The 25,748-nt window shown below is 64.7% G+C and carries 21 protein-coding genes and 1 pseudogene; 3 read left to right on the top strand and 19 right to left on the bottom strand.

Features of this window, described 5'->3' with window-relative positions:
* Window positions 1–79 precede the first annotated feature (79 nt).
* Window positions 80–1,411 carry an IS1182 family transposase gene (locus tag AOQ71_RS13115; protein WP_057742559.1) on the top strand — a complete coding sequence of 444 codons (1,332 nt, stop codon included), beginning with the start codon at window positions 80–82 and terminating at the stop codon, window positions 1,409–1,411.
* Window positions 1,412–1,528: 117 nt separating this feature from the next.
* Here AOQ71_RS13115 and AOQ71_RS50555 read toward each other — a convergent pair.
* The 3 genes and pseudogenes from AOQ71_RS50555 to AOQ71_RS13105 all read right to left on the bottom strand — a co-directional run.
* Window positions 1,529–1,681 (bottom strand): annotated as a pseudogene (locus AOQ71_RS50555) (thioredoxin domain-containing protein); the annotation flags it as partial.
* A complete protein-coding gene (locus AOQ71_RS13110) occupies window positions 1,650–2,114 on the bottom strand; it encodes a GNAT family N-acetyltransferase (protein WP_057746983.1) in 465 nt (154 codons plus the stop codon). The pseudogene AOQ71_RS50555 and the gene AOQ71_RS13110, both read right to left, overlap by 32 nt.
* A 7-nt stretch (window positions 2,115–2,121) precedes the next feature.
* On the bottom strand, window positions 2,122–3,048 hold the full coding sequence (locus AOQ71_RS13105; protein WP_057746977.1) for a hydrogen peroxide-inducible genes activator: 927 nt from the start codon (window positions 3,046–3,048) through the stop codon (window positions 2,122–2,124).
* Between the two features lie 113 nt (window positions 3,049–3,161).
* Between AOQ71_RS13105 and katG the strand changes: the two genes are divergently transcribed.
* Window positions 3,162–5,327: a catalase/peroxidase HPI gene (katG, locus tag AOQ71_RS13100; RefSeq protein ID WP_057746974.1), complete on the top strand. Its 2,166-nt coding sequence runs from the start codon at window positions 3,162–3,164 to the stop codon at window positions 5,325–5,327.
* 114 nt (window positions 5,328–5,441) lie between these two features.
* Here katG and pnp read toward each other — a convergent pair whose 3' ends face one another.
* From pnp to rimP, 8 genes are all read right to left on the bottom strand, one after another.
* Window positions 5,442–7,604 (bottom strand): polyribonucleotide nucleotidyltransferase, encoded by a 2,163-nt coding sequence (pnp, locus tag AOQ71_RS13095; RefSeq protein WP_057746972.1) that lies wholly within the window; start codon window positions 7,602–7,604, stop codon window positions 5,442–5,444.
* A gap of 375 nt (window positions 7,605–7,979) precedes the next feature.
* A complete protein-coding gene (gene rpsO / locus AOQ71_RS13090) occupies window positions 7,980–8,249 on the bottom strand; it encodes a 30S ribosomal protein S15 (RefSeq protein ID WP_008540131.1) in 270 nt (89 codons plus the stop codon).
* 2 nt (window positions 8,250–8,251) lie between these two features.
* The gene (gene truB / locus AOQ71_RS13085) at window positions 8,252–9,370 is read right to left on the bottom strand and encodes a tRNA pseudouridine(55) synthase TruB (protein ID WP_057746970.1); all 1,119 of its coding nucleotides are present in this window, start codon (window positions 9,368–9,370) and stop codon (window positions 8,252–8,254) included.
* Complete coding sequence (rbfA, locus tag AOQ71_RS13080; RefSeq protein WP_057746969.1) at window positions 9,367–9,810, bottom strand: 30S ribosome-binding factor RbfA; 444 nt, start codon at window positions 9,808–9,810, stop codon at window positions 9,367–9,369. Before rbfA ends, truB begins: the two co-directional genes overlap by 4 nt.
* 155 nt (window positions 9,811–9,965) lie before the next feature.
* Window positions 9,966–12,653, bottom strand: coding sequence for a translation initiation factor IF-2 (infB, locus tag AOQ71_RS13075; RefSeq protein ID WP_057746966.1), 2,688 nt, complete (start codon window positions 12,651–12,653; stop codon window positions 9,966–9,968).
* A 70-nt stretch (window positions 12,654–12,723) separates the two neighbouring features.
* Window positions 12,724–13,407, bottom strand: a complete 684-nt coding sequence (locus tag AOQ71_RS13070) for an RNA-binding protein (RefSeq protein ID WP_057746964.1) — start codon at window positions 13,405–13,407, stop codon at window positions 12,724–12,726.
* A 23-nt stretch (window positions 13,408–13,430) separates the two neighbouring features.
* A complete protein-coding gene (nusA, locus tag AOQ71_RS13065; RefSeq protein ID WP_057746962.1) occupies window positions 13,431–15,041 on the bottom strand; it encodes a transcription termination factor NusA in 1,611 nt (536 codons plus the stop codon).
* A 2-nt stretch (window positions 15,042–15,043) separates the two neighbouring features.
* Window positions 15,044–15,799, bottom strand: coding sequence for a ribosome maturation factor RimP (gene rimP, locus AOQ71_RS13060; protein WP_057746960.1), 756 nt, complete (start codon window positions 15,797–15,799; stop codon window positions 15,044–15,046).
* Window positions 15,800–16,191: 392 nt separating this feature from the next.
* On the opposite strand from rimP, the gene AOQ71_RS13055 reads away from it, so the two are divergent.
* Window positions 16,192–17,274, top strand: a complete 1,083-nt coding sequence (locus AOQ71_RS13055) for a DUF2336 domain-containing protein (protein ID WP_057746958.1) — start codon at window positions 16,192–16,194, stop codon at window positions 17,272–17,274.
* Between the two features lie 92 nt (window positions 17,275–17,366).
* Here the strand turns inward: AOQ71_RS13055 and trmB are convergent, their stop codons facing one another.
* From trmB to miaB, 8 genes are all read right to left on the bottom strand, one after another.
* On the bottom strand, window positions 17,367–18,077 hold the full coding sequence (gene trmB / locus AOQ71_RS13050) for a tRNA (guanosine(46)-N7)-methyltransferase TrmB (RefSeq protein ID WP_057746956.1): 711 nt from the start codon (window positions 18,075–18,077) through the stop codon (window positions 17,367–17,369).
* Window positions 18,074–19,231: a M20 family metallopeptidase gene (locus tag AOQ71_RS13045; protein WP_057746954.1), complete on the bottom strand. Its 1,158-nt coding sequence runs from the start codon at window positions 19,229–19,231 to the stop codon at window positions 18,074–18,076. The genes trmB and AOQ71_RS13045 overlap by 4 nt, the downstream gene beginning before the upstream one ends.
* Window positions 19,232–19,317: 86 nt before the next feature.
* Complete coding sequence (locus AOQ71_RS13040) at window positions 19,318–19,731, bottom strand: helix-turn-helix domain-containing protein (protein WP_057746952.1); 414 nt, start codon at window positions 19,729–19,731, stop codon at window positions 19,318–19,320.
* Window positions 19,732–19,958: 227 nt separating this feature from the next.
* Window positions 19,959–21,572: an apolipoprotein N-acyltransferase gene (lnt, locus tag AOQ71_RS13035; RefSeq protein WP_057746950.1), complete on the bottom strand. Its 1,614-nt coding sequence runs from the start codon at window positions 21,570–21,572 to the stop codon at window positions 19,959–19,961.
* Entirely contained in the window at window positions 21,569–22,687 is a 1,119-nt protein-coding gene (locus tag AOQ71_RS13030) for a hemolysin family protein (protein WP_057746948.1), read from the bottom strand. Before AOQ71_RS13030 ends, lnt begins: the two co-directional genes overlap by 4 nt.
* A 1-nt stretch (window position 22,688) precedes the next feature.
* Window positions 22,689–23,198 (bottom strand): rRNA maturation RNase YbeY, encoded by a 510-nt coding sequence (ybeY, locus tag AOQ71_RS13025; protein WP_057746947.1) that lies wholly within the window; start codon window positions 23,196–23,198, stop codon window positions 22,689–22,691.
* 60 nt (window positions 23,199–23,258) lie between these two features.
* On the bottom strand, window positions 23,259–24,257 hold the full coding sequence (locus tag AOQ71_RS13020; RefSeq protein ID WP_057746945.1) for a PhoH family protein: 999 nt from the start codon (window positions 24,255–24,257) through the stop codon (window positions 23,259–23,261).
* A 64-nt stretch (window positions 24,258–24,321) separates the two neighbouring features.
* Window positions 24,322–25,719 carry a tRNA (N6-isopentenyl adenosine(37)-C2)-methylthiotransferase MiaB gene (miaB, locus tag AOQ71_RS13015; RefSeq protein ID WP_057746943.1) on the bottom strand — a complete coding sequence of 466 codons (1,398 nt, stop codon included), beginning with the start codon at window positions 25,717–25,719 and terminating at the stop codon, window positions 24,322–24,324.
* Window positions 25,720–25,748: the final 29 nt, after the last annotated feature.

Here is a 25,748-nt window from a genome sequence, read left to right as displayed (position 1 = left end):
CACCCTACGAGACTGTGAATCTTTTGTACCGCGTGTCGGGCGAATGTGATTCTCTAGGCAGACTGATCTGCTGGAGAGGATGATGGCTGACGAGGGACTTTTTGGCGAATTGCCGGATCAGTCGGCGCCACGAACCGAAGCGGTGCCGCGGGGTGCACCTCGGCTGCGCGAGCCCGTGCGCAATCAGGTCGAATTGCGGGCGGTCGATATCGACAGCCTGATCGGGCAGGATCATCTGGCCCGGGTGATCTGGGCTTATGTCGAGGGGCTCGACCTGAGCGAGCTGGAAGATCGGGTTAAGGCACGGGAAAACAGGCCGGGCCATCCGGCGCCATCACCCCGGCTGCTGCTGGCGCTTTGGCTGTACGCCACGAGCGATGGCGTTGGCAGCGCGCGGGCGTTGGATCGGCTCTGCGACAGTCACGACGTCTACCGCTGGCTCTGCGGCGGCGTGTCTTTGAACTATCACACACTGTCGGATTTCCGGGTCGGCTGCGCGGACCTGCTGGACCGTTTGCTGGTCGAACATCTGGTGGCTCTGAATGAGGCAGGGCTGATTGATCTGGAGAAGCTGACCCAGGACGGGGTGCGGATACGGGCGAATGCGGGGGCCGGCTCGTTCCGGCGGGAGGCAACGCTCGGCCGGCAGATGGCCCAAGCGAAGGCTGTGGTGGAAGAGCTCAAGCGCGAGGTCGATGCGGATCCGGAAGCCAGCAGCCGGCGTATCAGGGCGGCCAGAGAGCGCGCGGCACGCGAACGCAGTGAGCGGGTGCAGGCTGCGCAGAGGGCTTTGGACGAGATCAAGCGGAAGCGCAAGCAACTCGACGAAAAAGGCGGCAATGGCAAAAAGCCGAAGGAGCCCCGGGCCTCCACCACCGACCCGCAGGCAAGGGTGATGAAGATGGCAGATGCCGGCTTCCGCCCCGCCTACAATGTGCAGGTGGCCAGCGCGGCCGGCGAACTGATCGTGGTCACGGTCGACATCGACAACAACGGATCAGATCGCGGCTTGATGCGGCCGATGCTGGAGCGAACGCGCACTCGGCTGAAGCGCTTGCCGCGTCGCTACCTCGCCGATGGCGGGTTCTGCAGCGGCGAGGACATCGAATGGGCGCACGGTGAAGGCGTCGAGGTCTACTGTCCTCCGCCCAACTCCAGGAGCGGTGTCGATCCCTTTTTACCTCGGAGCAGCGACGGTCCTGGCGTCGCGGCCTGGCGGGCCCGCATGGCCAGCGAAGCCGGCAAGGCACAGTACAAAGCCCGCACGATCTGCGAATGCATCCATGCCCGGTGGCGGAACTGGGACCTCAGGCAATTGACCGTGCGCGGCATCGAGAAGGTCCGTGCCGTCGTGCTCTGGTACGCCCTCACCAACAACATCCTGCAAGGACACCAACTGGCAAAAGCATAGACAGCACAGCCATCCCCCGGCGGTTCGACATCGACGGCCCCCGACATCAGCGCGGGCGCTACCCACTCTTTAATATCGAATGCGGAAATGACTCACAGGCTCTTACGAGAGCTCGCAGTCCGGTACCTTCTGCGCGCCGGTCGAAATGTCGGTCAGCACCCGTTCATAGGGCAGCCCGCTCTCTTCCATCAGCCAGAGCGTCGAGAACGAACGCGAGCGGGGTGACCATAGAGCTTGATCATGGCGAGCTCCCTTTGCGCTCCCAACGATAGTATTTCATCACGAACCCGTTCGACGGTTCGACCTCTTCCTTCTCGAACACAAAGCCTTCGCGCTCATACCAGCGCCAGGCCTTCTCGTTCTCGCGAACGCAGCGCAGGTCAATCTCGTCGGGCATTTGCGTGCGCGTGAAGGCGAGCAGCTTCCGGCCGAGCGATTGACCCTGATAGGCGGGCCCGACGAACAGCATGTCGAGATAGTGCTTTGGCAGATGCAGCGCCAGCATCGCGGCGATGGTGCCCTGATCATCGGCGACGAACAGGCTCCAGCCGTCCTCGATCTCGCGCCGGACGCGGGCGCGCAGGTTCGCCAGCAGGAAATCGCTGGCTTGGGCGAGTCCGGTCGAGACCCAGCTCTCCATCCAGACGCGAGCGATTTCGTCATATTCGTCGACCCGGGCGGGGCGGATGATCAGATCGGGCATGACCAACTCAGGCCTTCTGCCCACGCATGGTCTGCCGCGCGCGCACCTTGCCGGCCGACAGACACACCACCTCGGAAATCTGCAGCAGCTGGCGCGCCAGCGGGCTGGTCTTGCGCCAGACCATGCCGATGGTGCGCGACGGCTCGGGGTCGCGGAAGCGCGACAGCGAGACGGACGCCGATCGCGTCTCCACCGACACCGCCATCTCCGGAATCAAGGTAACGCCGATGCCGGCGCTGACCATCTGCACCAGCGTCGACAGCGAATTCGCATCCAGCATCTCGCGCGGCGGCGCCGACTGCATGTTGCAGAACGACAGCGCCTGGTCGCGGAAACAATGGCCTTCCTCGAGCAGCAGCAGCCGCATCTCGCGCATCATCTCGCGCGACGGCACCGGGGTGCCCGCATCCGTGCCCGGCCGCACCAGCAGGAATTTCTCCTCGAACAGGGCGACCTCGGTGAGCGAGGGCTCGGAGACCGGCAGGGCGACGATCGCGGTGTCGAGCCGCCCTTCGACCAGCTCCTGGATCAGCCGCGGTGTCATCGTCTCGCGCACGCGGATATCGAGCTCCGGATGCATGCGCGTCAGATTCTTGGTGATCTTGGGCAAAAGATAGGGCGCGATCGTCGGGATCATGCCGATGCGCAGGCGCCCGGCAAAACGGTTCTGCGAGGCACGGGCGAAATCGCCGAGCTCATCGACCGAGCGCAGGATGTCGCGGACGCGCTGGGCGAGCTCCTCGCCGAACCGGGTCAGCGCAACCTGGCGCGCGCTGCGCTCCAGCAGCAGCCCGCCGAGCGCCTCCTCCAGCTCCTTGATCTGCATCGACAGGGCCGGCTGCGAGATGGAACAGGCTTCCGCGGCGCGGCCGAAATGACCATGGCGGGCGAGCGCGTCGAAATAGCGCAGCTGGCGCAGCGTCAGATTGATCATCAGAAAAACCTATCGCAGCGATCATTAAAGTCAACTTCCCCTGATCGAAGCCGACGCTTAGAGTGCTTCGACCTGGTCAATGGCGCAGTCGGACGCCACCAGAGGAGGTATTCATGGACGACACTTCGAAGTGCCCGTTTTCGGGCGGCAAACGCGTGCCAGCGAACCGCGACTGGTGGCCCACCAATCTCAGCATTGACATGCTGCACAGGAATTCCAGCCTGTCCGATCCGATGGGCGAGGCGTTCGACTATGCCAAGGAATTCAAGACGCTCGACCTGAATGCGGTCATCAAGGACCTGACCGCCCTGATGACGGATTCGCAGGAATGGTGGCCCGCCGATTTCGGCCACTATGGCGGCCTCATGATCCGCATGGCCTGGCACAGCGCCGGCACCTACCGCATCACCGACGGCCGCGGCGGCGCCGGTGCCGGTCAGCAGCGTTTTGCTCCGCTCAACTCCTGGCCTGACAACGCCAACCTCGACAAGGCGCGCCGGCTGCTCTGGCCGATCAAGCAGAAATACGGTCGCAAGATTTCCTGGGCCGATCTGATGGTGCTCGCCGGCAACGTCGCGCTGGAGTCGATGGGCTTCAAGACGTTCGGCTTCGCCGGTGGTCGCGCCGATGTCTGGGAGCCGGAAGAGCTCTATTGGGGTCCGGAAGGCACCTGGCTGGGCGATGAGCGCTACAGCGGCGAACGCCAGCTCGCCGAGCCGCTCGGCGCGGTGCAGATGGGCCTGATCTACGTCAATCCGGAAGGCCCGAACGGCAAGCCGGATCCGGTCGCCGCGGCCAAGGACATCCGCGAGACCTTCTTCCGCATGGCGATGAACGACGAAGAAACCGTTGCGCTGATCGCCGGCGGCCACACCTTCGGCAAGACCCATGGCGCCGGCGATCCGTCGCTGGTTGGTGCCGAGCCGGAAGCGGGCGCGCTGGAAGATCAGGGCCTTGGCTGGAAGAGCAAGCACGCCACGGGCCTCGCCGGTGATACCATCACCAGCGGCCTCGAAGTGACCTGGACCACGACGCCGACGAAGTGGAGCAACAACTTCTTCGAGAACCTGTTCAAGTACGAATGGGAGCTGACGAAGAGCCCGGGCGGTGCGAACCAGTGGACGGCCAAGGGTGCCGACGCCATCATTCCCGATCCTTTCGACAAGTCGAAGAAGCATCGCCCGACGATGCTGACGACCGATCTCTCGCTGCGCTTCGATCCGGCCTATGAGAAGATCTCGCGTCGCTTCCTGGAAAACCCCGATCAGTTCGCGGACGCGTTTGCCCGCGCCTGGTTCAAGCTGACCCATCGCGACATGGGTCCGATCCAGCGCTATCTCGGCCCGTTGGTGCCGAAGGAGACGCTGATCTGGCAGGATCCGATTCCGGCCGTGAATCACGAGCTGGTCTCTGATCAGGACATCGCCGCGCTGAAGGCCAAGATCCTGGCTTCGGGCCTCTCGGTGTCCGAGCTGGTCTCGACCGCCTGGGCATCGGCCTCGACGTTCCGCGGTTCGGACAAGCGCGGCGGCGCCAACGGTGCGCGCATCCGTCTTGCCCCGCAGAAGGACTGGGAGGTCAACCAGCCGGCCCAGCTCTCCAAGGTGCTCGGCAAGCTCGAAGCGATCCAGAAGGACTTCAACGCGTCCTCAGGCGCCAAGAAGGTCTCGCTCGCCGATCTCATCGTCCTCGGCGGCACCGCCGCGGTCGAGAAGGCGGCGAAGGATGCCGGCGTCGACGTCAAGGTTGGCTTCACGCCGGGTCGCATGGATGCTTCGCAAGAGCAGACCGACGCGGCCTCCTTCGCGCCGCTGGAGCCGCGGGCCGATGGCTTCCGCAACTATGTCGGCAAGAAGCATCAGTTCCTGCGGGAGGAAGAAGCGCTCGTCGATCGCGCGCAGCTTCTCAAGCTCACGGGGCCTGAGCTGACCGTGCTGGTCGGCGGCCTGCGCGTGCTCGGCGCCAACGCGAACGGGTCGAAGCACGGCGTCTTCACCGCCAAGGTGGGCACGCTGTCCAACGACTATTTCGTCAACCTGCTCGACATGAGCACGGCGTGGGCGCCGGTGGCCGACGGCTCCTATGAGGGCCGCGACCGCAAGACCAATGCGGTGAAGTGGACCGGCACGCGCGCCGATTTGATCTTCGGCTCGCACTCGCAGCTCCGCGCCTTCGCCGAAGTCTATGCGACCTCGGATTCGAAGGAGAAGTTCGTGGCCGACTTCGCCAAGGCCTGGACCAAGGTGATGAACCTCGACCGGTTCGACCTCGCGGCGTGAGTACTTCACCTCTCCCCGTTGGGGAGAGGTGAAGAACCAGGCGGATAGATCCGAGCATCAACAAAAAGGGCGGCCTTGCGGCCGCCCTTCGTGTTTCTGACGTGGCTTGAGCGATTACTCGCCGGCTGCTTCGCGCGGAGCCTTCTCGCCCTCGCCGCCCTTGTCCTTGCCTTCGAGGTCTTCGCCGGTGGTCTGGTCGACCACCTTCATCGACAGGCGGGTCTTGCCGCGATCGTCGAAGCCGAGCAGCTTGACCTTGACCTTGTCGCCTTCCTTGACGACGTCGGAGGTCTTCTGCACGCGGTTGGCGGCGAGCTGGCTGATGTGAACGAGGCCGTCCTTCGAACCGAAGAAGTTCACGAAGGCGCCGAACTCCATCACCTTGACGACGGTGCCGTCATAGATCTGGCCGACTTCCGGATCGGACGCGATCGACTTGATCCACTTGATCGCGGCCTTCATCGCCTCGCCGTCGCTGGATGCGACCTTCACGGTGCCGTCGTCCTCGATGTTGACCTTGGCGCCGGTCTTCTCGACGATCTCGCGGATCACCTTGCCGCCGGTGCCGATCACTTCGCGGATCTTGTCGGTGGCGATCTTGAAGGTCTCGATGCGCGGCGCGTATTCGCCGAGTTCGGCGCGGGCGTTGGTGAGCGCCTTCGCCATCTCGCCGAGGATGTGGATACGACCTTCCTTGGCCTGGCCGAGAGCGACCTTCATGATCTCCTCGGTGATGCCCTCGATCTTGATGTCCATCTGGAGCGAGGTGATGCCGGCTTCGGTACCGGCGACCTTGAAGTCCATGTCGCCGAGATGGTCTTCGTCGCCGAGGATGTCGGAGAGAACCGCGAAGCGCTTGTCTTCGAGGATCAGGCCCATCGCGATGCCCGCGGTCGGCCGCTTCAACGGCACGCCGGCGTCCATCAGCGCGAGCGAGGCGCCGCAGACCGAAGCCATCGACGAGGAGCCGTTGGATTCGGTGATCTCCGAGACGACGCGCACGGTGTAGGGGAACTCGTGATGCGGCGGCAGCACCGGGTGGATCGCGCGCCAGGCCAGCTTGCCGTGGCCGATCTCGCGGCGCTTGGTGCCGCCGAGGCGGCCGGTCTCGCCGACCGAGAAGGGCGGGAAGTTGTAGTGCAGCAGGAACGTCTCCTTGTACGTTCCCGACAGTGCGTCGATATACTGCTCGTCCTCGCCGGTGCCGAGCGTGGTCACGACCATCGCCTGGGTCTCGCCGCGGGTGAACAGCGCCGAGCCGTGGGCGCGGGGCAGCACGCCGACTTCGGCGACGATGTTGCGCACGGTCTTGACGTCACGGCCGTCGATGCGCTTGCCGGTGTCGAGGATGTTCCAGCGAACGATCTTCGCCTCGAGTTCCTTGAACACGGCGGCGACGCGCAGCTTGTCGTATTTCGGCTCCTGCCCTTCGGGGAAGTAGTGGGCGATCACCTTCTCCTTGACCTTGCCGACCGCGGCGTAGCGATCCTGCTTGACCGGAATGGCGTAGGCAGCGCGCAGCTCCTGCTCGACGAGGCCGAGCATTTCCTTCTCGAGCGCGGCGTTGTCGATCACGGTGACTTCGCGCGGCTCCTTGGCGGCCTTCTCGGCGAGCTCGATGATCGCGTTGATCACAGGCTGGAAGTGGCGGTGACCGAACATCACGGCGCCGAGCATGATGTCTTCGTTCAGCTCCTTGGCTTCCGATTCCACCATCAGCACGGCATCCGCGGTGCCGGCGACGACCAGGTCGAGCTGGGTGTCGACCATCTCGTCGAGCGTCGGGTTGAGGATGAACTCGTCATTGGCGAAGCCGACGCGGGCGGCGCCGATCGGGCCCTTGAACGGCGCGCCTGACAGCGTCAGCGCGGCCGAGGAGGCCACGAGAGCAACGATGTCAGGATCGTTCTCCATGTCGTGCGACAGCACGGTGGCGATCACCTGGGTCTCGTTGCGCCAGCCGTCGACGAACAGCGGACGGATCGGACGGTCGATCAGGCGGGAGACCAGCGTCTCCTTCTCGGTCGGACGGCCCTCGCGCTTGAAATAGCCGCCGGGAATGCGGCCAGCTGCGTAGGTCTTTTCCTGGTAGTCGACGGTCAGCGGCAGGAAATCGACGCCTTCACGCGGCGCTTTCGCCGCGACGACGGTGGCGAGCACCACGGTCTCGCCATAGGTGGCGATGACGGCGCCGTCGGCCTGGCGTGCGATCTTGCCGGTTTCGAGCTTGAGAGGGCGTCCGCCCCAGTCGATCTCGACTGAATGCTTATTGAACATAGAGGTCTTCTTTCATGGGTTCTCGAAAGAAGGGACGGCTCGAAAAACAAAAACCATGTCAAGATTGCAGGACGCTGATCGGAGCGGGCGATCAGCGTCCTGCGATCCTGCCATGGTTTTTGGATGTCGGATGGCGTCCATCCTTTCGGGTCATACGGGCACCTTGCCCGTTGCGCCCAGCCGCCGGATTGCTGCTGGACTGTCAGTCGGCACGTTCGCGAACACCGAACCTTTGGTCTTCGCTGTTCATGCCCCCGGATGCGAAACATCGCTCACACCGGACTTACGCGTGAGCCTCGATCAAAAACCCTGCAATAAGCGCTTTCGCTCGAAATCACGCGCAAAAACGCGCGCCAGTGGCGCGCGCAAGAACTCTTAGCGACGAATGTTGTGCTTCTCGAGCAGCGCCTTGTACCGCGCCTCGTCCTTCTTCTTCAGATAGTCGAGGAGAGAGCGGCGGGTCGAGACCAGCTTCAAGAGACCACGACGCGAATGGTTGTCCTTCACGTGGGTCTTGAAATGGTTGGTCAGGTTGTTGATGCGTTCCGACAGGATCGCGACCTGAACCTCGGGCGAACCGGTATCACCGGCCTTGGTGGCATTCGTCTTGATGACTTCCGCTTTGCGTTCTGCGGCAATCGACATCGTCAATTTCTCTCGTTGCGACCGGTTGAGGCAGTCAAGCCGGTCAGGTTGAACACACGCTTGGGGATGATTTCGCCATTGCCAACTTCAGCAAGCGCCAAAAGACGGCCTGCCACCGTGACATAGACTGTGCCGCTACTTGTGGGCGCATCCCGTCCGCGCAACAAAACGGCCTGGCCCCGATGGAGCCTTGCCGCATCAGCCCGAGTGACGGCCAGTGCCGGGATGTCGTCCAGCGCGGTCTCAACGGGCATCAGCGCGTCGGCGAGGCTTCCCTCGCCGGACGCGGCTCTATCGCACAAAGCCTCCAGCTGATCCAGCGGAATCATGTCATTTTCGCTGAATGGGCCGACCAGGGTCCGCCGCAGCGCGCAGATATGACCGAAAGTACCGAGAATCCGGCCCATATCGCGGGCGAGTGCCCGGACATAGGTCCCCTTGCCGCACTCGGCCTCGAACACGGCCCGGTCATTATCTGGTTGATCTACAAGGATTAAATGGTGAATCTCGACCGGGCGGGGGGCCAGCTCCACGACCTCGCCGTCGCGGGCGAGGTCATAGGCCCGCTCGCCCTGGACCTTGATCGCGGAATAGCGTGGTGGAACCTGCTCGATGACTCCCGTGAAACGGGGCAGCAGGGCTTCAATCGCCTCCCGGGTCGGGCGGTGGTCAGATGTGGCGGTGACCCGGCCTTCAATATCGTCGGTGTCGCGCTCCTCGCCCCAGCACACGGTGAAGCGGTAGCGCTTGCGGCCATCCATGACGAAGGGAACCGTCTTGGTGGCTTCACCCAGCGCGATCGGCAGTCCGCCGGAGGCGAGCGGATCGAGCGTGCCGGCATGGCCGGCGCGCTTGGCGTTGAACAGGCGCTTGAGCACGGCAACGGCCTGCGTCGAGGTCATGCCGATCGGCTTGTCGAGCACGACCCAGCCGTGCACGTCGCGACGATCGCGGCGCACCTGATTGCCCTTGTGCTTGTTCGCACGCGGATCGTTGTTGACGCGACGCGCCTCCCGATGCGGCTCTCCATTGCCGCCGATATCCGCAAAACTATTTTGCTGCGCCTCGCGCGCATCGACCTCATCGCTGCCGATCGCGCCGTGTGCGGGGTTCATCATCATTGTTCTTCTTCCCGATCCGAATCCGGGTTCTGATCCGGATTCTTGTCCAAGTCCTTCTGCACCGCAGGTGTTCGCAAAAGCTTCTCGATCCGTTCCGCTTCGTCGAATCGTTCGTCGACGCGGAAGCGAATGTCAGGTGCAAATTTCAGGTTAACGCGCCGCGCGACTTCGCCGCGCAGGAATTTCTTGTTGCGATCGAGCGCAGTGATGACGAGCTCGGTGTCGCGGCCACCGAGCGGCATCACGTAGATTGTCGCGAGCTTCAAATCGGGCGACATCCGCACCTCCGGCACGGTGATGATGTGGCCTTCGAGGTCCGCATCATGCACGCTGCCTTGCGCCAGAATATCGGCTATCGCGTGGCGAACCTGCTCCCCGACGCGCAGCTGACGCTGCGAGCCGCCGGGCGCGGAACCCTTCTTCTGATGATGCCGTGGCATGGTCGAAAATCACCTCAACGTGCCCGCGTTTGGGACACGAGCATTGTCATTTGTCCTGTTGAACGAATGGAGCGTGGATGGCCGGAAAAAATCCGGCCATCGCACTCCCGCAATTTCAGCTCAAAAAGATCCGGGCGCTTCGGTAAGATTTGGACTTACAGGGAGCGCTGGATCGTCTCCACGCGATAACACTCGATCACGTCACCGGCACGCATGTCGTGATAGTTCTCGAAGGCCATGCCGCATTCCTGGCCGGCCTGGACTTCCTTCACCTCGTCCTTGAAGCGCTTCAGCGTCGACAGCTTGCCTTCGTGCACGACGACGTTGTCGCGGATCAGGCGCACATTGGCGCCGCGTTCCACGGTGCCGTCGGTGACGCGGCAGCCGGCAACCTTGCCGACCTTGGAGATGTTGAAGATCTCCAGGATCTCGGCATTGCCCAGCATGGTTTCGCGCAAGGTCGGCGCGAGCAGGCCGCTCATCGCCTTCTTCACGTCGTCCACGAGGTCGTAGATGATGTTGTAGTAGCGGATCTCGATGCCGTTGCGCTTGGCGGCGGCAGCGGCTTCCTTGTTCGCACGAACCGAGAAGCCGATGATCGCGGCGTTGAAGCCCTCCGCGAGCGTCACGTCGGATTCCGAGATGCCGCCGACGCCGGCATGGAGGATGCGGGCTGCGACTTCGTCGGTACCCAGCTTCTCCAGCGAGCCGAGGATCGCTTCCAGCGAGCCCTGCACGTCGGCCTTGACGATCAGCGGGAATTCCTTGCGGCCCGCCGTCTTCAACTGCGACATCATCTGCTCGAGCGAGCCGCGCATGCCTGAGATCGAGGCCGCCGCGTTCTCGCGCTTCTGGTGCGCGCGGTAGCTGGTGATCTGGCGGGCGCGGGCTTCGTTCTCGACGACCGCGAGACGGTCGCCGGCTTCCGGCGGACCGTTGAAGCCGAGCACCTCGACCGGCACCGACGGGCCGGCCTCGTCCACGGTCTCGCCCTGATCCGAGATCAGCGCACGGACGCGGCCCATCTCGGCGCCGGCGACGATGATGTCACCGACACGCAGCGTGCCGCGCTGGACCAGCACGGTTGCAACCGGACCACGGCCGCGATCGAGCTTGGCCTCGATCACGGTGCCTTCGGCCGGACGCTCCGAATTGGTCTTCAGGTCGAGGATTTCGGCCTGGAGTGCGATCATCTCGAGCAGCTTGTCGAGATTGGTCTTGTTCTTGGCGGAGACTTCGACGTCGACGACTTCGCCGCCGAAGGATTCCACCTGCACCTCGTGCTGGAGCAGCTCGGTGCGGACGCGCTCGGGCTTGGCATCGGGCTTGTCGATCTTGTTGATGGCAACAATGATCGGCACGCGGGCCGCCTTGGCGTGATTGATGGCTTCGATCGTCTGCGGCATGACGCCGTCATCGGCCGCGACCACCAGCACGACGATGTCGGTAACCTTGGCGCCGCGGGCGCGCATCGCGGTGAACGCGGCGTGGCCGGGCGTGTCGATGAAGGTGATCTTCTTGCCGCTTTCGGGCGACAGCACCTGATAGGCGCCGATATGCTGGGTGATGCCGCCGGCTTCGCCCGACACCACGTTGGCATGGCGGAGCGCGTCGAGCAGCGAGGTCTTGCCGTGGTCGACGTGGCCCATCACGGTCACGACAGGCGAACGCGTCTCGGTATCGGTGGAATCGTCGACCTGGTCGAACAGACCCTCTTCAACGTCCGACGCGGCGACGCGCTTGACGGTGTGGCCGAGCTCTTCGGCGATCAGCTGCGCGGTGTCGGCGTCGATCACGTCGGTGATCTTGTGCATCGCGCCCTGCTTCATCAGCATGCGGATGACGTCGACCGCGCGTTCGGACATGCGGTTGGCGAGTTCCTGGATGGTGATCGCTTCCGGAATCGTCACTTCGCGAATGAGCTTTTCCTTCGGCTCGTTCGAGGCATGGCCCTTCAGGCGCTGGGTGCGGCGGCGGAACGAGGCGATCGAGCGCTCGCGCACGTCGTCCGCGTTGAGAGCGGTCACGACGGTCAGACGGCCGCGCTCCTTCTGCGGGCCGGGCTTGTGCGTGGCCTTCGGGGCCGCGGCAGGACGCGCGGCGCCGCCGGGCCCGCGGCGGATCTGGCGCGGACCATCGTCCTCGTCCGGACCGGCCGCAACCGCGGGCGTGCGACCGACGGGGCCGCCCGGCCGTGACGTGGTGGTTGCCGGGCGAGCGGTGGTCGTCGCTCCCGGACGCGTCGTGGTCGGCGCGGGGCGCGGGGCGGTGGCCGCCGGGGCCGAAGCTGCGGCGGCGGGACGCGCGCCGGCTGCCGGCTGCTCGCCTTCGCCGAAACGCTTCTTGGCTTCGGTCTCGGCCTTGCGCTTGGCTTCGTCCTCGTGACGGTGACGCTCTTCCTCGGCCTTGCGGCGGGATTCGGCGGCTTCGCGCTCGGCGCGTTCGGCGGCCTCGCGGACGGCGCGGCGCTGGGCCTCTTCCTCGGCCTGGCGGCGCTCTTCGATTTCGCGAACCTTGGCGTCAGCGAGCGCGCTGGCGCGAGCGGAACGTTCGTCCTCGGTCAAGGTACGCAGCACGACGCCGGAGCCGGCGTTGCGCGGTGGCACCGGGCGTGACGGGGCGGGCGTGGGCGCAGCCGGCGCCGGCTTTGCGACAACCGTGGGGGCCTGCGGCTCAGGGGTGCCGTCGATGCGGCGCTTGCCGCGCTTTTCGACCACGACCTGCTTGCTGCGGCCATGGCTGAAGCTCTGGCGCACAGTGCCCGTTTCGACGCGCGGCTTGAGCGATAGCGTCTTGCTCGGAACGCTCAGCTTCTTGTCGTCAGGGGTCTTGGTATCAACCATTCAGCAGTCCTAATCCTGATTTATTCAGTGTTGTGCGTTTCCGCACCGTCCAATCGGGTCGTCGTGTCTCTCAGAAATCCTGGCCGGGCTTTTCGGCAGTCTTGTCGGCGTCCGCCATCCGGTATCGGACCAGCATCTGGCTACGTGACAGGAATGACTTGCTCGCCGGGCCCGCGAGCAGGGCAGCATGTATCACATTTGACCGGGTCAGTGCCAAATCCAATTCTACCGATTTCAGGGCGGTGATGACGGGAATCTGCGGCTTGGCACCGCGATTTCCGGCATTTTGCCGTGCCAGCATGTCCAATTTGCGGATTCCGTCCGCAGCCCCGTCGCTGGCGTGGATCAGGACCTCGACCGTGCCTTCCCTGAGGGCGCTCTCGACCTTGCCGAATCCGGTGACGATCTGGCCCGCCTTGGCGGCAATCCCAAGGGCTTCGGTCACGCTCCGGACCAGGAGCGCCTCGATGTCGGCGGGAAGCGTCTGGGGAGTGCGCAGCTCGCGCTTGAAGGCTTTGCTAAATTGGTGACGCCGCGCGGCTTCCGCAACCACCTGGCGCGAGGCGGTCACCCACATGCCGCGTCCAGGCAGCTTGCGCTTGAGATCGGGAACTATATCGCCGGCAGGCGATACGACAAAGCGGATCAGCTCATCGATCGGCCGGACCTCGCGGCTGACCGCGCACATGCGCATGGTCGCGGACCTTTCGGCCCGCGGTCCATGGTCAAGTTCGCTGTCAACGCTGGCAAGCATCCGGGCGACATTCTCCTTTGCCCTTAAGCCGGCTGATCTTCGGCCGCGTCAGCCTCTTCGGCCGGCTTGGCGAGGTCGGCCTCGGTGATCCAGCCAGCCTTGATGCGGGCCTGCATGATCATGGCTTCCGCCTCGTCACGCGAGATGCCGAGGCCGTCGAGCGCGCCGGCGAACTTGGTCTGTTCGCCGCCTTCCTTGCGCTCGGTCCAGCCGACCAGATCGTCGGTGGCGCAGCCGGCGAGGTCCTCGACTGTCTTGATGTCGCTCTCGCCGAACTTCACCAGCATCTTCGAGGTCACGCCGGGCACGTCCTTCACGGCGTCCTCGACGCCGAGCTCCTTGCGCCTGGCCTCGATCTCGGCTTCCTGCTGATCGAGATATTCACGGGCACGGCTCTGCAGCTCCTGCGCGGTTTCCTCGTCGAAGCCCTCGATGCTGGCGAGTTCCTTGAGGTCCACCATCGCGAGTTCCTCGACCGAGGTGAAGCCTTCGGACGCCAGCAGCTGGCCGACCACCTCGTCGACATTGAGCGATTCCATGAAGACGCGGGTGGAGTTCTCGAAGTCGGCCTGGCGGCGCTCCGATTCCTCCTGCTCGGTCAGGATGTCGATGTCCCAGCCGGTGAGCTGCGAGGCGAGGCGCACGTTCTGGCCGCGGCGGCCGATCGCCAGCGAGAGCTGGTTGTTGGTATCGGGCACCACGACCTCGATCCGCTCGCGGTCTTCGTCGATCACGACCTTGGACACTTCGGCCGGCGCCAGCGCGTTGACCACGAAGGTCGCGATGTCGGGTGACCACGGAATGATGTCGATCTTCTCGCCCTGCAATTCGTTCACCACGGCCTGCACGCGCGAGCCGCGCATGCCGACGCAGGCGCCGACGGGATCGACCGAGGAATCGCGGGAAATCACGCCGATTTTCGCGCGCGAGCCCGGATCGCGGGCGACCGCCTTGATCTCGACGATGCCGTCATAGATTTCAGGCACTTCCTGCGCAAACAGCTTCGCCATGAACTGCGGATGGGTGCGGGACAGGAAGATCTGCGGTCCGCGGGTCTCGCGACGGACGTCGAAGATATAGGCGCGGACGCGGTCGCCGTTGCGGAACACTTCGCGCGGCAGCATCTCGTCGCGGCGGATGATGGCTTCACCACGGCCGAGATCGACGATCACGCTGCCATATTCGACGCGCTTGACGACGCCGTTGACGATGTCGCCGATGCGGTCCTTGAATTCCTGATATTGCCGGTCGCGCTCGGCCTCGCGCACCTTCTGCACGATCACCTGCTTGGCCGATTGCGCGGCGATGCGGCCATATTCCAGCGGCGGCAGCGTGTCTGCGATGGTGTCGCCGACCTGGGCGCCCGGATTGGCGCGCTGCGCGTCGATCAGCGAGATCTGGTTGGAATGGTTTTCGACCTTGTCGACCACCAGCATGTGGCGCGACAGCCGCAGCTCGCCCTTCTTCGGGTCGATCTCGGCGTGAACGTCAGTCTCGCTGCCGTAACGGGCGCGCGCTGCCTTGGCGATGGCATCTTCCATCGCCGCGATGACGATGCCGCGATCGATCGATTTCTCGCGGGCGACGGCGTCGGCGATCTGGAGCAATTCAAGTCTGTTGGCGCTGACTGCCATGGCTAGTCTCCTTCGTCAGGCTCGATCTCGCCGCGCCGCGCGCGTTCGGCGGCAAGGCGATGTTTCTTGGTATTGGTCGGTGCCGGCTTCTTTTTCGGCTTGGTGTTCTTGGTGATTTTCGCACTGATCTCGGCGTGCGGTGCCTGCGGCGGCTCCAGACCGAGATCGCGGCGCATCTTGCGTTCCTCGGCCTTGCCGCGGCGCATCGATTCGGCGATCAGCTCATCGGTCAGCACCAGCCGTGCCTCACCGATATCTTCCATGGTCAGCAGCACGTCGGCATCGTCGCCCGCCTTGGCGTCGTCGCGACGCAGGTGCACGCGGTCGCCTTCGACGGCACCGAGAATGCCACGGAACCGCTTGCGGCCCTCATGGGCGACGGCCATCTCGACCTTCACCAGATGGCCGCAATAGCGCTCGAAATCGGAGCGGCGCACCAGCGGCCGATCGATCCCCGGCGAGGAGATCTCCAGCCGATAGGCGCGGTCGATGGGGTCGGCGACATCAAGCACGGGCGACAGCGCCCGCGAAATCGCCTCGCAATCCTCGAGCTGCATCGAACCATCAGGCCGTTCGGCCATGATCTGCACGGTGCAGCCGGCCTCGCCCGAAATACGGATCCGCACCAGGCGGTAGCCCATGCCTTCGAGCACGGGCGCCGCGACCGCAGACACCCGTGCCGCCACGCCCGGCTCGACCACGAGCCTCGGCTCGGCCAGCAACTCGGCATCGGTGGAACCAGTGGTCGGTCCGGTCATATCAGGGGTCAAGGCGCTCGATGGTTAACGCTTGGCTAAGAGGACAAAGCCCGCTTCGGAACTTTCCCGACAGCGTCGGGCCGCAATCTTCTACCGAGCCGCGTTCAGGTAATAAAAAAGAGCGGGTCCTTTCGGGCCCACTCTCACTACGCGGATCGTATGAGAAGATGAATTGGCGCTGATATAACCCTTTCCGCTCCCCCGGACAAGGCCCATCGCAGACGGATGTGGCTTTTTGCGTCCTTGGCCGTCGCCCCTTGGCGCCCCTGGGGAGTACCGACCAGCGCCCCTGGGAGCAACGCTTCTTTCACGAAGGGGGCCTAGATTCCGCAATTGTGGAGCGGCTTGAGCTATGGCGCGCCCACGGCGTGCCAGATTCGAGTTTGCGTTCCATGACCGTTGCCACGTCGCTCATTCCCGGACTGGACGATATCGTCAAACGCGGTGATCCCCGGCGTCGTGGCGAGATCGCGAGCGCTATCTCCGCGCTGTTCTTCCAGGACGCTTCAAATCTCCGTCCCGAGCTGGTCGATCTCTTTGACAATCTCCTGATCGACCTGGTCCCGCATGCCGAGCTTGCCGCGCGGGTCGATCTCGCCGAGCGCTTCTCGCGGCTGGACAATGCGCCGCCTCATCTGGTCGGCCAGCTTGCGCGTGAAAACGAGATCATGGTGGCGGGTCCTGTGCTGCGCCGCTCGCCCGTGCTCGATGAAGCCGCGCTTGTCGAGATCGCCCGGCTGAAAGGCCAGGGCCATCTGCTGGCGATAACGGAGCGGCCGACCTTGTCGACCGAGATCACCGACGTGCTGGTCCAGCGCGGCGATCGCGACGTGGTGCGCCGCGCCGCCGGCAATGCCGGGGCGCATTTCTCGCCGGGCGGCTATTCGGAGCTGATCAAGCGTGCGAGCCAGGACGGCGTGCTGACGCTCAAGATCGGCCTGCGCGAGGATCTTTCGGGCGAGCACCTCAAGGAGCTTCTGGACGGCACGCTCGACGTCATCAGGCGTCGCCTTTCCACGGTGGTCAATCCGACGCGTCAGGTCGAGATCAAGCGCGCGATGGCGGCGATCGAGGAGGCTTCGCTGCCGCCCGGGCCGCGACGTGATTTCTCGGACGCGCAACGCACGGTGCTCGGTCTGCATCGCGGCGGCCATCTCGGCGAGAGCGCGCTGCTCGGCTTCGCCAAGGCGCACAAATACGAGGAATCGGTTGCCACGCTCTCGGCGATGTCAGGCGTCAGGCTGCCGATGCTCGATCGCCTGCTCGGGGGCGACCGCTACGATCCGATTCTGGTCGTCGGCCGTGTGCTGAATTTGGGCTGGCCGACGGTGCGCGCGCTGATCCTGATGTGGTACGGGCCGCATCGCACCCCTGGTGATGCCGATCTCGAGCAGGCGCGCCTGAACTTCGCCCGCCTGATGCCATCGACCGCCGAGCGCGTCGTGAATTTCTGGCGCAACCGGCAGACGATCTAGCTCCACCCTCCGTCATTGCGAGCGAAGCGAAGCAATCCAGAGGTTTCTCCGCAGAGAGATTCTGGATTGCTTCGCTTCGCTCGCAATGACGACTAAGACCGCCTGAACCGCAAATACGCCGCCTTGCGTCCCTCGCGCGCGGCTTTTCGTCCATAGCGCGTCATGGTGTAGCCGGCCCAGGGCTGACGGAAATCATCGGCGCGCTCGGCGAGCCATGTGAAATCCGACGCGCGCGACAGATGCGACAGCGTCCAGGCGCAGTAATCGTCGATGTCGCAGACGAAGCGGAATTCACCGCCCGCCTTCAGCACGCGCGCCATCGCGGCGACGGTCCTGTCCTGCACGAAGCGTCGCTTCCAGTGCCGTCGCTTCGGCCAGGGATCGGGATGGATCAGGTCGATCCGCGACAGCGAGGCATCGGGCAGCCAGGCCAGCAGCTCGGCGGCATCGCCGGCGAACAGGCGGATGTTGCGGATGTTGGCCGCTTCGATCTGCGCGAGGATCTTGGCCATGCCGTTGACGTAAGGCTCGCAGCCGATGAAGCCGGTGGTCGGAAAGTTCAGCGCTTCCGCGGCGAGATGCTCGCCGCCGCCGAAGCCGATCTCGAGCCGCACATCCTCGGCCGCGGGATCGAAGATCTCGTTCGCGTTCGCCGGTCTTTCCGCCGTGATGTCGAGCGACAGATGCGGCAGCAGATGATCGACCAGATCGGCCTGGTGCTGCCTGAGCTTGTGACCCTTGCGCCGTCCGAAGAAGGCGCGCTCGCCGCCGGCGCGATCGGGATCTGACTTGCGTTCGCTCATCGCAGCGTCTGGTACAGGCGATAGAGCAGGCGGGCGCGCGGTTCGAGCGAGGAGATGTAAAGCTGCTCATAATGGGTGTGCGCGCCCTTGCCGTCGACGCCGAGACCGTCGAGCGTGCCGGTGTGAGGCGCGGTGAAATTGCCGTCCGAGCCGCCGCCGGTGTGGGTGTCGACGAGCTCGAAACCAAGTTCGGCGGCCAGCGTCTTGGCGTGCTCATACAGCGAGGCGCCGGCATTGCCCTTCTCGTAAGGCGGACGGTTGAGCTCGCCGGTGACGGTCACGGTCACGCCTGGCGTCTGCGAGGTCAGTCCGAGGATCTTGCCGACGAACTCGTCCGCGTCGTTGGTACCAGGCACGCGCAGATCGACTTCGGCATAGGCTTCTTCCGGCGTGACGTTGGGGCGGGTGCCGCCGCGCACCACGCCGACATTGACGGTGACGCCGCGCGCCAGATCGTTCATCCCTTCCAGCGTCTGGATGACGTTGGCGAGCTCACGCACCGCGCTGCGACCGTCTTCGGGCCGCGAGCCGGCATGCGCGGGCACGCCCTTGATGAACACCTGGAAGCGCCCGACGCCCTTGCGTCCGGTGACGATCTTGCCGCCGTCGCGCGCCGGCTCCGTCACCAGCACGTATTTGGCCTTGCGCCCCTCGTTCTCAATCAGCGCGCGCGAGGTCGGGCTGCCGATCTCCTCGTCGGAGGTGAACAGATGGGTGATGCCGAGCGGTGGACGGGTGGGTGCGGCGCACAGCTCGCGAAAGGCGTGATAGGCGATGTAGGCGCCGCCCTTCATGTCGTAGATGCCGGGACCGAACGCGCTGTCGCCTTCGACCTTGAACGGCAGCCGCGCGATGAAGCCCATGGGATGAACGGTATCGAGATGACTAAGCACCAGGATACCGGGTCGGTCCTGGCCCCAGGTCGAACGCACCGCAAGATGATCGCCGCAGCCATCGACACCGGCGATGCGTTCGAGCGTGACGGGCAGATCGCGATAATGATCGGCAACCATCGAGGTCAGCTTGTTGACCTGCTCGGGCACTTCCGTCGGCGTCTCGATCTCCACCCAGCGGCGGATACCGGCGAGGATAGTTTGGGAATCGAATGAATTGGAGCTCGCCATGGACCTATCTGTGCCTTTGAATCGCATCATTTGAGCGGAGGCAGCGCGAGGCGCGGTCCGCAAATGACGACATAGGCCAGATTTGGCGCAGTCTCAAATCGGAATGAAAAAGCGCCTCAGCGCTTGTCCGGGCCTTCGCGGGCGGCGATCTGCTCGACCAGATCGACGATCGAACGGCGCAGCTTCGAATCGGTGATTCGGGTGAACGCCTTGGTCAAAGCGAGCCCTTCCGATGTCGCGAGGAAGTCCGAGACATAAGAGGGCGATGCGCCTTCGGCGAAGCCGTCGGGGCCGGCGACGCCGCTCGGTCCGCCTTCGAACAGGAACGATACCGGCACCTGCAGAATCTCTGCAATTTGCTGGATGCGGCTCGCGCCGACCCTGTTGGTGCCCTTCTCGTATTTCTGGATCTGCTGGAACGTCAGGCCCAAAGCTTCACCGAGCTTTTCCTGACTCATGCCCAACATGATGCGGCGCATGCGCACGCGACTGCCGACATATTTGTCAACAGGGTTGGGCGCTTTCGACATTTCCTCAGCCCTCCAAACACCACCGTCGGCGCAATGAACGATCGCCTCAGGTGACAGCGACGTCAAAACTTCACTCTGATTGGGGAAACATTGCGGAGAAATTTAGCAATGCACCGCTGTCTTTTGCAGACGGTGCAGAATGGGGAGCCCGTGTGCAGTCTGTCAACCGTGGGACTACGGTTGTCAAAGGATTCCGGCCACCTCGCCGGACATCGCAAGCGCGGTAATCAGGGGCGCCGTTTGGCAACGCGCCACCGCACCGCCAAAATCACAGCCAGTGCGACGAGCATGGCTGCGGGGATGTCACCGACTCTCGCATAGATCGTGGGCGGGATTGCGGTCGGCAGATTTGCGTCCAAAATGCCTTCGATGCCGAGGCCGAGGCTGGCCACCGTCCGTCCCACCGGATCGATCACGGCCGAGATGCCGGTATTGGCCGAGCGGACCAGCGGCAGTCCAAGCTCGATGGCGCGCATCCGCGCCTGCTCCAGATGCTGGTACGGACCGGTCGAAATGCCGAACCAGCCGTCATTGGTGAGGTTCACCATCCAGCCCGGGCGCTCGTCGCGCGTGCGGATCTCGTCGGGGAAGATGGCCTCGTAGCAGATCAGTGGCAATGCGGGCGGTGCGCTCGGCACCGGTAGCATGTGCCGCACCGTACCGGGAATGAAGCCGCCGCGCATGCGCGTCAGTTGCTCGAAGCCGAGCTTCTCCATGATGCCCTGGTACGGAAGATATTCGCCGAACGGCACCAGGTGCAGCTTGTCGTAGACGGCGAGCACGCTGCCGTCGTGGTCGATCACATAGATCGAATTGTAGGCCCGCGTGATCGGCGTGCCCGGTGGCTGATCGGGCGCGCGGACCGAGCCGGTGATCAGCACCGTGCCCTTGGGCAGCAGGGCTGCGATCTCAGCCATCGCGTCGGCTTCGCGGGTCAGGAAGAACGGAAAGGCAGATTCCGGCCAGATCAGGATGGTGGCCGCGCTCACGCCGCTCGATTGCGGTCCGGAGGCGCGGTCCGACAGCGCCAGATATTTCTTCATCACCGCCGCCTTGGCGGAGTAGTTGAATTTCAGGTCCTGCTGCAGGTTCGGCTGCATCAGGCGCAGCTTGGCGCCCGCAACCATCGTGGTCGGATGCAGCGACAGGCGGATCGCGCCGAAAATGCCCATGACGACCAGCAGCGCGAGCGCCGCAGCCGGCACGCGCCATGCCGGATTGCGATCGCGCGTGCGGTCGATCAGCACCGCCGGGCTTGCGAAGATCGCGACCGTGAGGAAGGTCATGCCCCACTGGCCGATCAGCGAGGCCGTCTGTGCCAGCGCCAGCGGCTCCGACAGCGCATAGCCGAACGCGTTCCAGGGAAAACCCGTGAGCGCGTGCCCGCGCAGCCATTCGCCAATGGTGAGGCTGGCGGCGAGCGCGAGAATGCGGGTGGCATCCTTGGTCCAGAGCAGGCGGGCCAGCGCGAAGCCGATCGCCGTGAAGATGGAGAGATAGGCCGGCAATCCCAGCACGGCGAACGGCGTCAGCCAGGCGAACACGTCGGCGTCGACGAAGAAGGCGTAGCCGATCCAGTAGAGGCCAGGGACGAAATAGCCGAGCCCGAACCAATAGCCGGTCAGCGCCGCGGCGGGGACGCCGCCGTAACGTCCGGCACCCGCGCCGTCGATCAGCCAGACCATCACCGGGAAGGTGATGAACAGCACCGGAAAGACGTTGAACGGCGCCAGCGCCAGCACCGAGAACGCGCCGCACGCCATCGCCAGGAACGCGCGCTTCCATCCCCAGGTCAGGATGATGGCAAGCGCAATCTGCCGGAAACGCTGGAACGCGCTCACTGCGGGCCGGTCCCGTCGGCAGGCGGCGGGGTCGGGGTGTCACTGGCCGGCGGCTGGCCGCTGTCGGGTGCGGCCTCGCGGCGGCTTCGCTCGCGCTGGGTGCGCGGTGTGGGGCGTTCTTTCCGGGTCGAGATGCGCAGCCGCTTGACGCGGCGCGGATCGGCATCGAGCACCTCGACCTCGTAATGGCCGGGACCCGAGATCACCTCGCCGCGCACCGGCAGGCGCCCGACGAAGCTGACGAGATAACCGCCCAGCGTCTCGACTTCCTCGCCGGCCTCGCCGGTGACGAAGTCCTCGCCGATGACGGTGCGCACATCCTTCAGGCTGGCGCGGGCGTCGGCGATGAAGGCGTTGTCGGGCAGCCGCACGATCGACGGCGGCTCGTCGCTGTCATGCTCGTCGTCGATCTCGCCGACGATCTGCTCGACAATGTCCTCGAGCGAAACCAGCCCGTCGCTGCCGCCATATTCGTCGACGACGAGCGCCAGGTGAATGCGCGTCGCCTGCATCTGCGCCAAAAGGTCGATCGCGCGCATCGACGGCGGCACGTAGAGCAGCTTGCGGATGATGCGCGCATCCTGCAGCGGCATCGCGAGGTCCACGGCCTTCAGGTCGAGCCCGGCCGGCAGCGGCTTCTTGCGTTTGGTCTTGGTGGCCTCCGAGACGCGCGCCCGCGCGGTCATGAAGGCGAGCAGATCGCGGATGTGGACGATGCCGACGGGATCGTCGAGCGTCTCGTTGTAGACGACGAGGCGCGAATGGCCCGCCCTCTCGAACCGATCCATCAATTCGCCGAGCGGAATGTCGCGCTTCACAGCGATGATGTCGGCACGATGCACCATGACGTCGGCGATGCGGCGCTCGTGCAGGCCGAGGATGTTGCGCAGCATGGTGCGCTCGACCGCGGAGAAGCCGGTGTCATCGGGCGTCGATGCGTCCAGCACCACCTGGAGATCGTCACGCACCGAGCCGGCTTTCCAGCCGAACAGCGTGCGGATGGCCCGCAAAAGCCAGCCCTCCGCGGTCGGGCGCATGACCTCGCCCGGCGTCACGACGGCCGGCAGATTGGCCGTGTTGCGCGGATTGTCGTGAATAGGCTCTGAGTCCGGCATTTCAGTGCGTCCCCGCGCGGTCTGCATAGGGATCGGGGATGCCGAGATGAGCCAGGATCTCGATCTCGAGTGCTTCCATTTCTTCCGCGTCGTCGTCGTTCTCGTGATCGTAGCCGATCAGATGCAGGAAACCATGCACCGCGAGATGACTCAAATGATGGTCGAACGGCTTGTGTTGCTCGTCCGCCTCGCGCCGCATGGTCTCAAAGGCGATCGCGATGTCGCCGAGCATGCGCGGCGCATCGCCCGGCTTCCATTCGCCCTCGGGCTGCAGCGCGGGAAACGACAGCACGTTGGTCGGCTTGTCGATGCCGCGCCAGTTGCCGTTGAGCGTGCGGATGCCGGCATCATCGGTCAGCATCACGGCCACTTCCGCGTCCGCGAGGTCTTCGTCGACGGATTCGGCGGCTGCCGCAACGGCGCGCTGGATCACGGCTTCGGCATCGGGCTCGCTTTGCCAGCAATCGGCGACGACGAGGACCTCGGTGATGGGAAGGTTGGGATGTGACATGGCTTTGTTCGGAACGATAAGGCGTTGTGTCAACGCCCGCCTGATCCCGCTGTTGTCTCGTCAGGATTTGTTGCCGGCGGGCGGCCGCTGCGCCGAGCCTTCATAGGCGGCGACGATTCGTGCCACGAGCTCGTGGCGGATCACGTCCTCGGCCTTGAAATGAACTTGCGCAATGCCTTCGACGCCATCGAGCAGGCGCGTCGCCTCGGCGAGTCCCGAGGTCTGGCCGTTCGGCAGATCGATCTGCGAGGGATCGCCCGTGACGATCATGCGGCTGTTCTCGCCAAGACGCGTGAGGAACATCTTCATCTGCATCGACGTGGTGTTCTGGGCCTCGTCGAGGATGATCGCGGCATTGGTCAGCGTGCGACCGCGCATGAAGGCGAGCGGTGCGATCTCGATCTCGCCGGTCTGCAGCGCGCGCTCGACGATGCGCGCGTCCATCAGGTCGTAGAGGGCGTCGTAGATCGGGCGCAGATACGGATCGACCTTCTCGCGGAGATCGCCGGGCAAAAAGCCGAGCCGCTCGCCGGCTTCCACCGCCGGGCGCGACAGGATGATCTTGTCGACCTCCTTGCGCTCGAACAATTGCGCGGCATGGGCGACCGCGAGCCAGGTCTTGCCGGTGCCGGCGGGGCCGATGCCGAACACGAGTTCATGGCGCTTCAGCGCGCGGATGTAGGAGTCTTGCGCCGCCGTGCGTGCGCGCACCGGGCGCTTGCGCAAATTGATGCTGTCGAAGGTCGACTTCGCCGACTTGGCGTCGAACTCGAACAGCGAGCCTTGCGCGATCACGGCGCGGATTGCGCCTTCGACTTCGCCCTGGTCGACGTCCTGCCCCTTCACCGCGTGGGCATAAAGAGTCTCCAGCACGCGGCGCGCCGCGTCGCAGCCGTCGCGGGTGCCGCTGATGGTGATGTGGTTGCCCTTGGAGTCCACGACGACGCCGAGCCGGCGCTCGATCTGCGCCAGGTTCTGGCCGTAGGGGCCGACCAGCGCGGATGCGGCGCGGTTGTCGTCGAAGTCGATGACGACCTGGGTCTCGGGCGGAACTTGCATGTCGCGGTCAAATTTGCGGCTGGGAGCGATAGCAGGCGAATCCGATGCGCTTTTTGGCAAGGGTTCAGGCTCCAGTGGCGATGGATGATAAAGCGGGCTCGCGCGCATGGCGTGGCGCGGCGAGCTCGCCGAGGAAACTGTAGCGCTCGAGGCTGTCGATCCTGACCGGCAGGATTTTTCCGATGATGTCGGGCGAGGCCATCACATGCGCGGGCTGGAGGAAGGCGGTGCGGCCGACGATCTGGCCGTCCTTGCGCGCCGGGCGTTCGAACAGCACGTCGACCGTTGAGCCAATCGCAGCCTTGTTGAAGGCCGATTGCTGGCTGTCGATCAAGTTCTGGAGCCGCTCCAATCGCTGGTCCATCTCGGCGGGGGACACCGTCTCCTGCATGTCCGCGGCCGGCGTTCCCGGCCGGGCGGAGTATTTGAACGAATACGCCGCAGCGTAGCCGATTTGCGTGACAAGCGCGAGGGTCGCGAGAAAATCTTGCTCAGTCTCGCCGGGAAAGCCGACGATGAAATCTGATGAAAAAGCAATGTCTTGGCGCGCGGTGCGGAAACGATCGACGACGCGCCGATAATCATCGGCGGTATGTTTCCGGTTCATGGCGGCAAGAATCCGGTCCGAGCCCGACTGCACCGGAAGATGCACGAACGGCATCAGGGCGTCGAGATCGCGATGGGCCGCAATCAAACTGTCATCGACGTCGCGGGGGTGGCTGGTCGAATAGCGCAGCCGCGCGATGCCGGGAATCGTCGCCAGATGTTCGAGTAGCCGGCCGAGCCCCCAGGTTTTTCCGTCAGGCCCCTCGCCGTGATAGGCGTTGACATTCTGCCCGATCAGCGTGAGCTCGCGCACGCCATTGTCGGCAAGCCGCTTCACATCGTTGACGATCTTCGCCACCGGGCGCGAGACCTCCGAGCCCCGCGTGTAGGGCACGACGCAGAACGTGCAAAACTTGTCGCAGCCTTCCTGCACCGTGACGAAAGCGGAAATGCCGCGCGCGCGGATCGCATCGGGCTTGGGCTGGGCCAGGAAGCCGAACTTGTCGGCGGCGGGAAACTCGGTCTCGATCGCGCGGCCTTCATGGCCGGCGCGCTTCAGGAGGTCGGGCAGATGATGATAGCTCTGCGGTCCGACCACGACATCGACCACGGGCGCGCGGCGCACAATCTCTTCGCCTTCGGCCTGCGCGACGCAGCCGGCCACCGCGATCTGCATGGCGCGGCCCTCGCGCGCCGCTTCGTCCTTGGCGACGCGCAGGCGGCCGAGCTCGGAATAGACCTTTTCGGAGGCCTTCTCTCTGATATGGCAGGTGTTGAGGATGACGAGGTCGGCGTCCTCGGCGCTCGCGGTCTTCACGAATCCTTCCGGAGCCAGGGTGTCCACCATGCGCTGGGCATCGTAGACGTTCATCTGGCAGCCATATGATTTGATGTGCAGCTTGCGCGGCGGCGTCATGGAACCCGGAGGTGAGGTGGAGGACGGCC

Origin of the sequence: Bradyrhizobium manausense (assembly GCF_001440035.1) — a bacterium.
GTDB classification, from domain to species: domain Bacteria; phylum Pseudomonadota; class Alphaproteobacteria; order Rhizobiales; family Xanthobacteraceae; genus Bradyrhizobium; species Bradyrhizobium manausense.
This window is presented reverse-complemented; position numbering and strand designations above follow the sequence as displayed.

What these genes read in the sequence shown, in the direction of transcription:
- rimP (WP_057746960.1), bottom strand. Translation starts at nt 15,799, where the DNA reads ATGACCGGACCGACCACTGGTTCCACCGATGCCGAGTTGCTGGCCGAG.
- AOQ71_RS13045 (WP_057746954.1), bottom strand. Translation starts at nt 19,231, where the DNA reads ATGATGCGATTCAAAGGCACAGATAGGTCCATGGCGAGCTCCAATTCA.
- pnp (WP_057746972.1), bottom strand. Translation starts at nt 7,604, where the DNA reads ATGTTCAATAAGCATTCAGTCGAGATCGACTGGGGCGGACGCCCTCTC.
- rbfA (WP_057746969.1), bottom strand. Translation starts at nt 9,810, where the DNA reads ATGCCACGGCATCATCAGAAGAAGGGTTCCGCGCCCGGCGGCTCGCAG.
- infB (WP_057746966.1), bottom strand. Translation starts at nt 12,653, where the DNA reads ATGGTTGATACCAAGACCCCTGACGACAAGAAGCTGAGCGTTCCGAGC.
- ybeY (WP_057746947.1), bottom strand. Translation starts at nt 23,198, where the DNA reads ATGTCACATCCCAACCTTCCCATCACCGAGGTCCTCGTCGTCGCCGAT.
- AOQ71_RS13040 (WP_057746952.1), bottom strand. Translation starts at nt 19,731, where the DNA reads ATGTCGAAAGCGCCCAACCCTGTTGACAAATATGTCGGCAGTCGCGTG.
- AOQ71_RS13070 (WP_057746964.1), bottom strand. Translation starts at nt 13,407, where the DNA reads ATGCTTGCCAGCGTTGACAGCGAACTTGACCATGGACCGCGGGCCGAA.
- AOQ71_RS13115 (WP_057742559.1), top strand. Translation starts at nt 80, where the DNA reads ATGATGGCTGACGAGGGACTTTTTGGCGAATTGCCGGATCAGTCGGCG.
- AOQ71_RS13055 (WP_057746958.1), top strand. Translation starts at nt 16,192, where the DNA reads ATGACCGTTGCCACGTCGCTCATTCCCGGACTGGACGATATCGTCAAA.
- AOQ71_RS13020 (WP_057746945.1), bottom strand. Translation starts at nt 24,257, where the DNA reads ATGCAAGTTCCGCCCGAGACCCAGGTCGTCATCGACTTCGACGACAAC.
- AOQ71_RS13110 (WP_057746983.1), bottom strand. Translation starts at nt 2,114, where the DNA reads ATGCCCGATCTGATCATCCGCCCCGCCCGGGTCGACGAATATGACGAA.
- trmB (WP_057746956.1), bottom strand. Translation starts at nt 18,077, where the DNA reads ATGAGCGAACGCAAGTCAGATCCCGATCGCGCCGGCGGCGAGCGCGCC.
- rpsO (WP_008540131.1), bottom strand. Translation starts at nt 8,249, where the DNA reads ATGTCGATTGCCGCAGAACGCAAAGCGGAAGTCATCAAGACGAATGCC.
- katG (WP_057746974.1), top strand. Translation starts at nt 3,162, where the DNA reads ATGGACGACACTTCGAAGTGCCCGTTTTCGGGCGGCAAACGCGTGCCA.
- AOQ71_RS13030 (WP_057746948.1), bottom strand. Translation starts at nt 22,687, where the DNA reads ATGCCGGACTCAGAGCCTATTCACGACAATCCGCGCAACACGGCCAAT.
- AOQ71_RS13105 (WP_057746977.1), bottom strand. Translation starts at nt 3,048, where the DNA reads ATGATCAATCTGACGCTGCGCCAGCTGCGCTATTTCGACGCGCTCGCC.
- truB (WP_057746970.1), bottom strand. Translation starts at nt 9,370, where the DNA reads ATGATGATGAACCCCGCACACGGCGCGATCGGCAGCGATGAGGTCGAT.
- nusA (WP_057746962.1), bottom strand. Translation starts at nt 15,041, where the DNA reads ATGGCAGTCAGCGCCAACAGACTTGAATTGCTCCAGATCGCCGACGCC.
- miaB (WP_057746943.1), bottom strand. Translation starts at nt 25,719, where the DNA reads ATGACGCCGCCGCGCAAGCTGCACATCAAATCATATGGCTGCCAGATG.